The sequence below is a fragment of the Nocardia cyriacigeorgica NBRC 100375 genome (assembly GCF_000308555.1).
GTDB classification, from domain to species: Bacteria; Actinomycetota; Actinomycetes; order Mycobacteriales; family Mycobacteriaceae; genus Nocardia; species Nocardia cyriacigeorgica.
The window spans coordinates 66,634-78,740 of the sequence record NZ_BAFY01000031.1 but is presented as its reverse complement, the minus strand read 5'-3'; the positions used below and the strand labels follow the sequence as shown (position 1 = coordinate 78,740).

Below are 12,107 nucleotides of genomic sequence, written 5' to 3'. Positions count from 1 at the left end.
GGCCACCGAGCACCGTTGGTTTGCGCATCATCGCCCTCCTCCCGGCGCCGGCGGCGCGGGCAATCCCGGAATGGCAAGCCCGGCGATCCCGCTCGGCACCGTCACCGGCGCGGCACCGCGAGCCGGAGCCGGAGCCGGAGCATGGGTCTGCTGGGTACCCGCCAGCGATTCCGGGCTGAACACCAACTGGTCCGGGAACGCGGTGACACCGGTGGCCGGATTGGCCAGCAGCGGTGGGTAGTTCATCGCCAGCGACTTCAGCACCGGCGCCAGGAACTCCGCGCACAGGGCCGCACTCTGATCGGAGTTGTAGCCGTCGCGCGCCTGCACCGATCCACACAGGAAGCTGAGCGGGTCCGCGGCGTTGTTCAACCCGATGGCACCGGTCAGCGTGCCCTGTGCGGGCTTGTAGATCTGATAGAAGTTCACCAGCGCGGTCGGGCCGGAGTGCAGCACCTGTTCCAGCTCCGGCCGCTTGTCGACCAGGATCTGGGTGGCGTCGGCGAGCTTCAGCACGCCCTCGGTGAGCTCGGCGCCGCTGCTGTCGAGGAAGCGTTTGACGTCGGCGACGGCGATATCCAGGTTGTCCAGGCCCGCGCCGAGATCATTGGACACACCCGCCAGCACCGACGAGACCGACGCGAGCCTGCCGCCGAACTGCACGATCTGCTCATTGCTCGCCGAGAGCACCTCGACGAAATGCTGCAGGTTGCGGATGGTGCCGAACAGGTCGGTGCGGCCATCGGAGAGCGTGGTCAGCGTCGCCGACAGCTCCCGCAGCGTTTCCCGGAACCGGTCGCCGTTGCCGTCGAGGTTCTCGGCGGCGGTGTCGACGAAGCGGCCGAACGAACCCTGCTGGTCCTCGCCGACCGGGCCCAGAGCCGTTGCCAGCTTGGACAATTCGGCCTTGATGTCATCCCACTCGACCGGGACGGCGGTGCGTTCGATGCCGATCGTCGCACCGTCTTCCAGCTTCGGGCCCTCGGTGTAGGCGGGGGCGATCTGGATGAAGCGGGCCGAGACCAGCGACGGCGCGATGATCACCGCGCGAGAGTCGGCGGGCAGGTCGACGCCGCGGTCGATGGTCATCTCGACCTTCACCTGATCGGCGCTCGGTTCGATCGAGTCGATGCTGCCGACCTTGACCCCGAGCACCCGCACGTCGTCACCGGCGTAGAGGCCGCTGGTGGAGGTGAAGTAGGCGGTGATGTTCGTCTTGCCGATCCGGTTCAGCGCGGTGTAGCCGGCGAACACCGCCAGCGCGGCGACCAGCACCGCGGCGGCGATGAACACCCATCGGGGCAGACGGCGAATTCTCGATGTCATCGCGGCGGCTCCTGGATAGCGGGTCCGATGGACGGCATCGGGTCGAAGTACCCGCGCAGCGATTCGGGCAGGTTCTGCGGCCAGACCAGCGAATCCACCAGGATCTGCAAGCCGGGGCTGGTCGCGTTGACGACGTAGGCCTGGAAGTACGGTCCGCTGCCGACCTGCTCACCGAGCGCGGCCGCGAACGGGCCGAGACCGTCGAGCGCCTGGGAGATGTTGTCCCGGTTGCGCTGGAGCAGGTCGAGTACCGAGTTCAGCTTGTCCAGCGCCGGTTGCAGCTGGGCCTCGTTGTCGGCCACCAGACCGGACAGCTGCTGGGCCAGCCCGTTGACGTAGACGATCAGCTGACTGATCGCGGTGCGCCGCCGGTCCAGCTCGCCGAGCAGCTCGTTGCCGTCCAGCAGCAGCGCGTTGAGCTGGGTCGCGCGGTCGGACAGGATCTTGGTGACGTTCTGCGCCCGCCTCAGCAGATCCGACAGCGCCTGGTCGCGGGTGTTGATGGTGCGCGAGAGCGCGGTGATGCCGTCGAGGGCGTTGCGCAGCGGCTCCGGGGTGTCGGCGAAGGTGGCCGACAGTGCGTCGAGGGTCTGGTCGACCCGGTCCATGTCCAGGCCGCCGACGGTGTCGGCCAGATCGCCGAGCGCCTCGTTGAGCGAGTACGGCGAGGTGGTCCGGTCCAGCGGGATGGTGTCGTCGACGCGCAGCGCGCCGGGGCCGTCCGGGGTGACCTTGAGCGATTTGCGGCCGAGCACGGTGTTGGTCTTGATCGCCGCGGAGGTCTTGTCGCCGAGCACGATGGATTCGTTCAGGGAGAAGGTGACCAGCACCTTCGCACCGTCCAGCTCGACATCCTCGACCTGTCCGGAGCGCACGCCGGCCACCTGGACGTCGTCGCCGGGGACCAGCCCGCCGGCATCGGCGAAGTATGCGGTGAAGGTGGCGCCGGAGCGGATGAACGGCAACCGGTCGAACTGCAGCGCCGACAAGGCGACCGCCACCGCGAGCACCAGACCGACGACGCCGACCGTTGTTGCGGGCGTTGACTTCTCACTCATTCGCTCGCACACCTTCCGGTATCTTGCCCGCCGGGGAAGACCACCTTCATGGGCTTGCCGTCCGGACCGTCGACGAGGAAGTTGGTCTCGCAGACATACAGCTGCAGGAACGATCCGTAGGAACCGATGCGGATCAACTGCTTATAGGTCTCGGGCAGCCGCTCCAGCACCCACTGCACGGTGTCGGAACCGTTGTTGACATTGGTGGCGACCCGGTCGATCTGCGCGACGGTGTTCTTCAGGTCCGGGCGTGCCTGGGCGAGCAGATCGGTGAGGTCACCGGTGGCGCCGGCGATCCGCGGCAGCGCGGCACCGATCGGATCGCGGTCGGCGGCCAATCCGCTGACCAGCCGCTGCAATTCGTTGATCGTGGTGGTGAACTGCTCGTCGCGCTCGTCGATGGTGGCCAGTACGGCGTTGAGGTTGTCGATCACGCTGCCGATCAGGGCATCGCGGTCGGCGAGCGTCTTGGCGAAGGAGCCGCCGCTGTTGAGCAGCGACACCAGCGTCCCGCCCTGCCCCTGGAACACCTGGAGCAGCGCGTTGGTCAGATCGTTGACCTGCGCCGGATCGAGGCCGCGCAGCAGCGGCTTGAATCCGCCGAGCAGCATGTCCAGGTCGAGCGCGGGTGCGGTCTGCTCGAGGCCGATGGTGCTGCCTTCGGGCAGGATGTCCGCCGAACCCGGGCCCTCGAGCAGTTCCAGGTAGCGGTCGCCGACCAGGTTCTCGTACCGGATGGTGGCGCGAGTACTGCTGTACAGCTTGAACTTCCGGTCGACGTCGAACTCGACATGGGCCAGGTGATCCTTGCCGACCTCCACCGAGGTCACCGAACCCACCGGGACGCCCGCGATGCGCACCTTGTCGCCGGGCAGCATGCCCGAGGCGCTGGTGAACACGGCGTTGTAGCCGTATTCCCTGGAGAAGCGCACCTCACTGAACACGATCACCAGACCGGTGAAGATCAGCGCCATCACCAGCGTGAAAATGCCCAGCTTGACTTTCGTTGCGGTATTCCTCATGGCTGGCGCACCCCCGGAAGCCCGGCGAACAGAATCTGGAAAACCTTGGGCGCGTTGATCGTCAGCTGCGTCGACGGCGCGTACGGCGCGCCCTCGGAGGTATCGGTGACGACGTAGTCGGCGTGGCTACCCGGCTCGCGGTCCACGGTGCCCGCACAATGCGGTCCGCCGGTGGCATTCACCTTCGGCAAATCCTCAGGGTAGGTGTAGGCGGGGTGGCCGTACATGAAGCTCGAGTTCAGCGCGACGCCCGGCTGGAGTCCGCCGAAGACCGCCTCACCCAGCGGCAGCGCCTTGCCGAGGCCGAGGATCAGGCACGACAGCGCGGGCCGGTACTCGTAGAGCAGTTCGCTCGTCGGCCGCAACAGGTCCATTGCGGTGACCAGCGGCTGCTCGTTCTCGCGCAGCACCGAGCCCGCGGTATCGGCCAGGCCGGTCAGATTCGCCAGCAGTGCGTCCACCCCCGCGGTCTCGTCGACGATGGTGCCGCTGGTGACGATCGCGTTGTCGACCGTGCGCAGCAGATCGCCGACGGTATCGGCGTAGATATTGGTGACCTGCGCGGTGGTGGCCAGATCCCGTTGCAGCGTCGGCAGGCTCGGGTTGATGTCGCGCAGGTAGGCCTCGCTGTTGACCAGCAGATCGCCGAGCTTCGCACCACGGCCCTGCAACGCGGTGCCGAGGGCGGCCAGGGTGGCATTGAGCTTTTCCGGCTCGACCTGGGCCAGCACATCGGACAGATGCTGGAACAGCGTGTTGAATTCGACGGTCACCTGGCTCGCCGCCACCGTCGCACCGGGTTTCAGCGACTCGGCCGACGGCTCCTCGGGGACAGTGAAGTTCACGTATTTCGCGCCGAACACCGTCGTCGAGCGGATGTCGACGCCTGCGTTGGCGGGCACCAGCTTCAGCTGATCCGGGTTCAACGCCAGGTTGATGGTCGCGCCGTCGTCATCGAGTTCGATATCGGAGACCCGGCCGATCTCGACGCCGCGCACCTTGACCTTCGCGTCCGGGTCGAGCACCAGGCCGCTGCGCGGCGCCTTGACGGCCACCGCGACGGTCTGGGTGAACCCGCCGACGAACATGATCATCGACACGGTCACCACAGCGACCATGAACAGCACGAGCCCGAGCCCGGCCAGTTTCAGTCCGAGCGGGCCGCGCAGCCGTGCTGCCAGACCCGAGGACCGCCCCGAAGTTTTCGTGTTCACCATGCCGCTATCCGGAGAGGTTGAAGTTGCCGGAAGTGCCGTAGATGGCCAGCGAGACCAGCAGCGTCACCGTGACCACCGCGACCAGGGAGGCGCGCACCGCATTACCCACCGCGACACCGACGCCCACCGGACCGCCCGCGGCGTGGAAGCCGTAGTAGGTGTGGATCATCATCACCGCGACCGCCATCAAGATCGCCTGCACGAACGACCACAGGATGTCGCTCGGGATCAAGAAGGTGGAGAAGTAGTGGTCGTAGACGCCGGCGGACTGCCCGTAGATCACCACCGTCGCGAACCGGCTGGCGACGAACGAGGCGATCACGGCCAGTGAGTACAGCGGGATGATCGCGATCATCCCGGCCAGCACCCGCGTGCCCACCAGATACGGCACCGGCCGGATACCCATCGATTCGAGCGCGTCGATCTCCTCGGCCACCCGCATCGCACCCAGCTGCGCGGTCGAACCGGCGCCGATGGTGGCGGCCAGGCCGATACCGGAGATCACCGGCGCCGCGATGCGCACATTGATGAAGGCGGCGAAGAAGCCGGTGAGCGCCTCGACGCCGATATTGCCGAGCGAGCTGTAGCCCTGCACGGCGATGGTGCCGCCGGTGAACAGCGTCAGGAACCCGACGATCACCACGGTGCCGCCGATGACGGCGAGCGCGCCGGTGCCCATGCTGATCTCGGCGATGAGCCGGATGGTCTCGGTACGGTAGTGCACCAGCGCCTTCGGCATAGAACCGATCGCGCGACCGTAGAAGACCGCCTGTTTGCCGAGCTCATCCATCGAGTTCGACATCCGGCGGACCCGGCGCACCGTGCGCGGAAACTTGGACTGGATTACGAACGCCATCGGATCACCGCACCGCGAACTTGATGCCGACGGCGGTGACGACGACGTTCACCACGAACAGGGCCATGAACGCGAACACCACGGTCTGGTTCACCGCATCACCGACACTCTTGGGTCCGCCTTTGACGTTGAGGCCGAGGTAGCAGGCCACCAGGCCGGCGATCAGGCCGAACAGGCCCGCCTTGACCTCGGAGATGATCAGCTCGGGCAGGTTGGTGAGCAGGGTGATCCCGTTGACGAAGGCACCCGGATTCACATCCTGGAGCAGCACCGAGAACAGGAACCCACCCAGGATGCCGATGGTGCACACCAGGCCGTTGAGCAGCAGCGCGACGAACATCGATGCCAGCACCCGCGGGACCACCAGGCGCTGGATCGGATCGATGCCGAGCACCTTCATCGCGTCGATTTCCTCGCGAATGGTGCGGGCGCCGAGGTCGGCGCAGATGGCGGTGGCGCCCGCGCCTGCCACGATGAGCACCGTGACGATCGGGCCGACCTGGGTCACCGCGCCGAAGGCCGCGCCCGCGCCGCTGAGGTCGGCCGCGCCGATCTCACGCAACAGGATGTTCAGCGTGAAGCTGACCAGCACGGTGAAAGGAATGGCTACCAGCAGGGTCGGCACGATCGAGACTCGCGCGATGAACCATGACTGGTCGACGAACTCCCGCGCCTGGAAGGGCCGGCGCATGCTGGCACGCGCCACCTCCGCCGTGAGGTCGAAGAACCCGCCGACCGCCCGCAATGGCACGGCAAGGACCTCGTTCATCGGCGATCCTCCTTGCCTGACTACTGGTCCCGCTGACGGACGCGACGGCCGTAGCCGTCCCGCGCCCCGGACAAGTAGAACACGTTCACTAAGTTTCTGGTGGGCTTTTGGCCCTATTTGAACTGCTATTTCGATCCAATCTCAGACAGTAAGATTGGAACCTAGTTCATACGTGTTGAGCATCACTGTTGTGAGTCCTGGCACATACGATCCCCATGTCTACCAACTGCTGGACGACCGATCAACTCTTGGACGGCCGTTCAGAAAGCGGTCGAGCGGACGGACGGGCAACGGGGCTGGTCAGCCCAGTTCGTGTAGTGACGTTGCAGAAAAGGTACGACCTTCGGGCCGCTGGGCGAAGTACCCGCTCAGCGTGACGGCCAGATCACCGGTCGACCACTGTTCGCCCGTCGCATCGAAGCGCTGCTCGACTTCCGGCGCCGCCATCAGCGCGACCATCGGCCCGTACACCACGAACACCTGCCCGTTGACCACTTCGGCCGCGGGCGAGGACAGATAAGCCACCAGTCGCGCGACATGGTCGGGCGAGAGCGGATCGACCGCACCCTCGGGCGCGTCCTTGAACACAGCCTCCGTCATCGCGGTCCTGGCCCGCGGGCAGATCGCGTTGGCCCGCACGCCGAAGCGCGAGAGCGCGCGCGACGCCGACAAAGTCAGCGCGGTGATGCCCGCCTTGGCCGCGCCGTAATTCGCCTGCCCCTCCGGACCGAGCAGGCCGGCCTCGGAGGAGGTGTTGACAATACGGCCGTACACCGGCGCGCCCGCTTCTTTGGACTTGCCGCGCCAGTACGCGCCCGCATTGCGGCAGAGCAGGAAATGGCCGCGCAGATGAACGGCGATCACCGCGTCCCAGTCCTCGTCGGACATATTGAACAGCATCCGGTCACGCGTGATGCCCGCATTGTTGACCACGATGTCGAGCCCGCCGAAGGCTTCGGTGGCGGTGCGGATCAGCTCGTCGGCGGTGGACCGCTCGGCGACGCTACCCGCGACGAACTCCGCTTTCGCACCCAGTGCGCGAATCTCGGCCATGGTCTGGGCCACGGCTTCCGAATCGGCCAGGTCGTTGACGACGACCGAGGCGCCGGCGCCGGCGAGGGCCAGCGCCTCGGCGCGACCGAGGCCGGCACCCGCCCCGGTCACGATCGCAACACGTCCGGCAAGGCTCACATCGTTATCGTTCACCGGGCCGACTTTAGAACGTGTTCCAGTTCACGGCAAGAGCCGATTACAACAATTTCAGCGCCGCTTTCGGGCATTGCGCGACCGCGTCCTCCACCTCGGCGACGCGATCTGCGGGCACTTCACCCTCGGCAATGTGCAGCACGTCTTCATCATCGAGTTCGAACACGTCGGGGGCGATTCCGACGCAGATTCCGTTCGCTTCGCACTGGTCGAGATCAACAACGACCTTCATCAGAACTCCTTCACCGCGGCTATCGCCGAAGAGTAACAAGCCGATGCCGCCGCGCGGGCGAACATCGAGTGGATCAACCATCAATACTGGAACATGTTTCACTCGATATGCAATGATCGGAGCGCCGGTTTCCTATCCGGGTGTCCCTATTCGATGAATGAAGGCCCGAGGTAACGCCCATGCGCATCGCCTATACGCCGCAGCAGCAACAGCTACGAGCGGAGCTGCGCGACTACTTCGCCACGCTGATCACCCCCGAACGCCGCGCCGCGCTCAGCGCGCAGACCGGTGAATACGGGCAGGGCAACGTCTACCGCGAGGTCGTGCGGGAGATGGGCCGCGACGGCTGGCTGGCGCTGGGCTGGCCCAAGGAGTTCGGCGGCCAGGACCGGCCGATGCTCGATCAGCTGATCTTCACCGACGAGGCCGCCATCGCGGGCGCGCCGGTGCCGTTCCTGACCATCAACTCCGTCGCGCCGACCATCATGCATTACGGCAGCGAGGAACAGAAGAAATTCTTCCTGCCCAAGATCGCCGCCGGCGAACTGCACTTCTCCATCGGCTACAGCGAACCCGGCGCGGGTACCGACCTGGCCTCGCTGCGCACCACCGCGGTGCGCGACAGCGACGAATACGTCATCAACGGCCAGAAGATGTGGACCAGCCTCATCGCCTACGCCGATTACGTCTGGCTGGCCTGCCGCACCGACCCGACGGCCAAGAAGCACAAGGGCATCAGCATGCTGATCGTGCCCACCAACGCGGAAGGCTTCTCCTGGACGCCGGTGCACACCATGGCCGGCCCCGACACCAGCGCCACCTACTACCAAGACGTGCGGGTACCGGTGACCGCGCTGGTCGGCCAGGAGAACGGCGGCTGGCCGCTGGTCACCAACCAGCTCAACCACGAGCGGGTCGCACTCACCTCCTCCGCGCCGCTGGCGCTCGCGCTGCGCCAGACCGTCGAGTGGGCGCGCGAGACCAAGTCCTCGGACGGCTCGCGGGTGATCGACCGCGAATGGGTGCGGTTGAACCTGGCCAAGGTGCACGCGAAGGTCGAATACCTGAAGTTGCTGAACTGGGAGATCGCCAGCCGCGCCGACGCCGGCGGTGACGCCGCGCCGCGTCCGTGGGACGCCTCGGCCTGCAAGGTGTACGGCACCGAATTGGCCACCGAGGCCTACCGGCTGCTGATGGAGGTGCTCGGACCGCAGGCCTACCTGCGCCAGGACTCCCCCGGTTCGGTGCTGCGTGGTCGGCTCGAGCGGATGCACCGGGCCGCGCTGATCCTCACCTTCGGTGGCGGCACCAACGAAGTCCAGCGCGACATCATCGCCATGACCGCGCTGAAGCAGCCCGCCGCCGCCCGCTGAGACCGGATTTCGAAAGCAGGAACTCACCATGGATTTCACCCCTACCGAGGCCCAGGGCGATCTGGCCCGGCTGACCGGCGAGGTATGCGCCAAGCTGGTCACCGACGACCGGCTGCGCGAACTCGACACCGCCGACGTGCGCTTCGATGAACCGCTGTGGCAGTCGCTGGCCGAGACCGGCGTGCTTGCCGCCGCCCTGCCGGAGGCCGTTGGCGGCAATGACTTCGGCGTGCTGGAACAGACCTCGATCCTGCGCGAACTCGGCCGGTACGTGGCCGCCGTCCCGTACCTGTCCTCGATCGTGCTCGGGGCCGCGCGCTGGCCCGGTACGGCGATGCCGAGCAGCAGGAGCTCGCCAGGCGGGCCGGTGCGGGCGAGCTGATCCTCACCGTCGCGCTGACCGAGGAACACAACTGGGACACCGCGACCCCCGACGCCACAGCCACCGAAACCGCCGACGGCTGGCAGCTCACCGGCACCAAGACCACCGTCCCGGTCGCCGACCGGGCGCACCGGATCCTGGTGCCCGCCACCGTCTCCGGGCAGACCGCGGTGTTCCTGGTCGATCCGTCGCATTCCTCGGTGCGGGTGAGCGCCCAGCAGGTGGTCGACCGTAGCGCCGAATTCCTGGTGGAGTTCACCGAGTCCCCGGCCCAGCTGCTCGGCACCGTGGACACCGGCGCGGAGATCCTGGACTGGCTGCTGCTGCGTGCCTGGCTCGGGCTCAGCGCCCAGCAACTCGGCACCCTCGAACGCGCCCTCGAACTGGTGGCCGACTACGCCCGCGAGCGCGAGCAGTTCGGCAAGGCCATCGGCAGCTTCCAGGCCGTGGCCCAGCGCCTCGCCGACGCCTACATCGATCTCGGCGGCCTGCGCCTGACCGTCACCCAGGCCGCCTGGCAGCTCTCCGAGGACCTGCCCGCCGCGCCCGCCGTGCACACCGCCAAGTTCTGGGCCGCCGAAGCCGGCCACCGCATCGCGCACACCGTCGTCCACGTGCACGGCGGCGTCGGCATCGACCGCGACCACATCGTGCAGAACTACTTCACCGCCGCCAAACACAACGAATTCGCCCTCGGCCCGGCCCCCGACCACCTGCTCCCCATCGCCGAGCACCTGGCCGACTCGGCCTGAGCCACCGAGAAACGAGATCGGCCCGCCGGACATCATCCGGCGGGCCGATCTCGTGCGATCCACTGCTCACCTCAGGCGAGGATTCAGTTATCGGCCGAGGACATACGTCGCAGTCTCGTCGAACAGCCGCTACCGCTCGGCGATGGCTGTCGTCGCGTCCTCATCATCGAATTCCGTCATAACCGCCGACAGCCGGCGAATGGCACGGGGCGCACCGCTGGTTTGCGATGCGCCCTCACCGTCGGTCATCGGGAAACTACTTGCTGCTCGCCTCGGCGTGCTCGTCGGCGGGACGGGCTTCGGTCTGCGCCTTGGCCCAGCGGTAGTCGGGCTTGCCCGCCGGCGAACGCTTGATCTCGTCGACGAACCAGAGGCTGCGCGGCATCTTGTAGGAGGAGACCTCCTTGGTCAGGATCGGGCGCAGCTCCTCGAGGGTGGGACGCTTGCCCCCGCGACACTGGACCACCGCGGCGACGCGCTGGCCCCAGCGCTCGTCAGGGACACCGACGACGAGGGCGTCGAAGATCTCCGGATGGGTCTTGAGGGCGCCTTCGACCTCCTCCGGGTAGATCTTCTCGCCGCCGCTGTTGATGCTCACCGAACCACGGCCGAGCATGGTGACGGTGCCGTCCTCCTCGACACGGGCGTAGTCACCCGGGATCGAATAGCGGACCCCGTTGAACTCCTTGAACGTCGCGGCCGTCTTGACCGGGTCGTTGTAGTAGCCGAGCGGGATATGGCCCTTGCGAGCGAGCATGCCGACCTTGCCCGATCCCGGTTCGACCGGGTTGCCGTCCTCGTCGAGCACCTCGGTGGAGGCGTCGATCTTCACCCGCGGACCGCCGGTGTGCGTCGCGCCCTTGGCCGCGACGGCCAAACCGCCGAACCCGGTCTCCGAGGAGCCGATCGAGTCGGTGATCATGGTGGTCGGCAGCAGTTCCAGGTACTGATCCTTGAGCGTCGGCGAGAACAACGCGGCGCTGCTGGCCATCGCCCACAGATTCGAATGTTTGTACGGCTCACCGGTTTCCGGGTTGCCCTCGCGCAGCGCGTCCAGCATCGGGCGGGCCATGGCGTCGCCGGTGATGAAGATCATGTTCACGCCGTGGCGGTCGATCGCCTGCCACACGCTGTGCCCGCTGAACTCCGGCAGCATCACGGTCTTACCGCCGTCGAACAGACCGTGGAAGGTGGCGGCCTGCGAGCCGCCGTGGATCATCGGCGGGATCGGGTAGCGCACCATCGCCGCGCCGGCGGCACCGTTCTTGGCCTGCGTCCATTCGTCTTCGATCTTCTCACCGGTGCCGAAGTTGGTGCCGCCGCCGAGCACGCGCCACCAATCCTCCTGGCGCCACATCACGCCCTTGGGCATGCCGGTGGTGCCGCCGGTGTAGAGCATGAAGATGTCGTCGGGGGAACGCTCACCGAAGTCCCGCTCGCCCGAGGAACCGGCAAGGGCGGCCTCGTATTCCACCGAATCCGCCGCGAGCGGCACCTGTTCGACGGTATCGTCGTCGACCACGATCACGGTCTTCAGCTTCGGCGCATTCGGCCGCACGGCGGTCACCTTGTCGGTGTAGCGACGCTCGTGGATCAACGCCACCATGTCCGAATCATCGAAGATATATTGCAACTCGTTCTCGACGTAACGGAAGTTCACGTTGACCATCACCGCGCGCGCTTTGAACACCGCGACCATCGACTCGACGGCCTCGATCGTGTTGCGCGAGTAGATGCCCACCTTGTCACCCGGCTGGACACCCTGTTCTCGCAGGTAATGGGCTAGCTTGTTGGTCCGCTCCTCCAACTGCGCATAGGTGACCTCGCGAACGTCGTCGACCAGTGCGACGCGATCGGGCATGAGGTCGATGGTGTGCTCGATGAGGTCCGCTATGTTGTAGCTCACAGACCTAA

General features: G+C 66.7%; 10 protein-coding genes and 1 pseudogene. 2 read left to right on the top strand and 9 right to left on the bottom strand.

The features are described 5' to 3' along the window. Positions 1 to 27: 27 nt before the first annotated feature. From RJ05_RS02735 to RJ05_RS29770, 8 genes are all read right to left on the bottom strand, one after another. Positions 28 to 1,326 carry an MCE family protein gene (locus RJ05_RS02735; protein ID WP_036532734.1) on the bottom strand — a complete coding sequence of 433 codons (1,299 nt, stop codon included), beginning with the start codon at positions 1,324 to 1,326 and terminating at the stop codon, positions 28 to 30. After that, a complete protein-coding gene (locus RJ05_RS02730; RefSeq protein ID WP_036532732.1) occupies positions 1,323 to 2,384 on the bottom strand; it encodes an MCE family protein in 1,062 nt (353 codons plus the stop codon). The genes RJ05_RS02735 and RJ05_RS02730 overlap by 4 nt, the downstream gene beginning before the upstream one ends. Further along, entirely contained in the window at positions 2,381 to 3,406 is a 1,026-nt protein-coding gene (locus tag RJ05_RS02725; RefSeq protein WP_036532730.1) for an MCE family protein, read from the bottom strand. Before RJ05_RS02725 ends, RJ05_RS02730 begins: the two co-directional genes overlap by 4 nt. Further along, positions 3,403 to 4,623, bottom strand: a complete 1,221-nt coding sequence (locus RJ05_RS02720; RefSeq protein ID WP_174343888.1) for an MCE family protein — start codon at positions 4,621 to 4,623, stop codon at positions 3,403 to 3,405. The genes RJ05_RS02725 and RJ05_RS02720 overlap by 4 nt, the downstream gene beginning before the upstream one ends. A 4-nt stretch (positions 4,624 to 4,627) precedes the next feature. Next, entirely contained in the window at positions 4,628 to 5,479 is an 852-nt protein-coding gene (locus RJ05_RS02715) for an MlaE family ABC transporter permease (protein ID WP_014348838.1), read from the bottom strand. A 4-nt stretch (positions 5,480 to 5,483) separates the two neighbouring features. Further along, positions 5,484 to 6,248 carry an MlaE family ABC transporter permease gene (locus tag RJ05_RS02710; RefSeq protein ID WP_036532728.1) on the bottom strand — a complete coding sequence of 255 codons (765 nt, stop codon included), beginning with the start codon at positions 6,246 to 6,248 and terminating at the stop codon, positions 5,484 to 5,486. Between the two features lie 300 nt (positions 6,249 to 6,548). Next, positions 6,549 to 7,454 (bottom strand): 3-oxoacyl-ACP reductase, encoded by a 906-nt coding sequence (locus RJ05_RS02705; protein WP_036532725.1) that lies wholly within the window; start codon positions 7,452 to 7,454, stop codon positions 6,549 to 6,551. 43 nt (positions 7,455 to 7,497) lie between these two features. Beyond that, positions 7,498 to 7,686 carry a ferredoxin gene (locus RJ05_RS29770; protein WP_081597139.1) on the bottom strand — a complete coding sequence of 63 codons (189 nt, stop codon included), beginning with the start codon at positions 7,684 to 7,686 and terminating at the stop codon, positions 7,498 to 7,500. Between the two features lie 179 nt (positions 7,687 to 7,865). On the opposite strand from RJ05_RS29770, the gene RJ05_RS02695 reads away from it, so the two are divergent. Continuing rightward, a complete protein-coding gene (locus tag RJ05_RS02695; RefSeq protein ID WP_036532721.1) occupies positions 7,866 to 9,059 on the top strand; it encodes an acyl-CoA dehydrogenase family protein in 1,194 nt (397 codons plus the stop codon). A gap of 28 nt (positions 9,060 to 9,087) precedes the next feature. Further along, positions 9,088 to 10,193, top strand: a pseudogene (locus RJ05_RS02690) (acyl-CoA dehydrogenase family protein). Positions 10,194 to 10,449: 256 nt separating this feature from the next. Here RJ05_RS02690 and RJ05_RS02685 read toward each other — a convergent pair. After that, the gene (locus tag RJ05_RS02685) at positions 10,450 to 12,099 is read right to left on the bottom strand and encodes an acyl-CoA synthetase (protein WP_036532718.1); all 1,650 of its coding nucleotides are present in this window, start codon (positions 12,097 to 12,099) and stop codon (positions 10,450 to 10,452) included. Between the last annotated feature and the right edge of the window lie 8 nt (positions 12,100 to 12,107).

Excerpts from the sequence above, each read along its gene's own strand:
- RJ05_RS02735 (WP_036532734.1), bottom strand. The coding sequence starts at position 1,326 with ATGACATCGAGAATTCGCCGTCTGCCCCGATGGGTGTTCATCGCCGCC.
- RJ05_RS02730 (WP_036532732.1), bottom strand. The coding sequence starts at position 2,384 with ATGAGTGAGAAGTCAACGCCCGCAACAACGGTCGGCGTCGTCGGTCTG.
- RJ05_RS02725 (WP_036532730.1), bottom strand. The coding sequence starts at position 3,406 with ATGAGGAATACCGCAACGAAAGTCAAGCTGGGCATTTTCACGCTGGTG.
- RJ05_RS02720 (WP_174343888.1), bottom strand. The coding sequence starts at position 4,623 with ATGGTGAACACGAAAACTTCGGGGCGGTCCTCGGGTCTGGCAGCACGG.
- RJ05_RS02715 (WP_014348838.1), bottom strand. The coding sequence starts at position 5,479 with ATGGCGTTCGTAATCCAGTCCAAGTTTCCGCGCACGGTGCGCCGGGTC.
- RJ05_RS02710 (WP_036532728.1), bottom strand. The coding sequence starts at position 6,248 with ATGAACGAGGTCCTTGCCGTGCCATTGCGGGCGGTCGGCGGGTTCTTC.
- RJ05_RS29770 (WP_081597139.1), bottom strand. The coding sequence starts at position 7,686 with ATGAAGGTCGTTGTTGATCTCGACCAGTGCGAAGCGAACGGAATCTGC.
- RJ05_RS02695 (WP_036532721.1), top strand. The coding sequence starts at position 7,866 with ATGCGCATCGCCTATACGCCGCAGCAGCAACAGCTACGAGCGGAGCTG.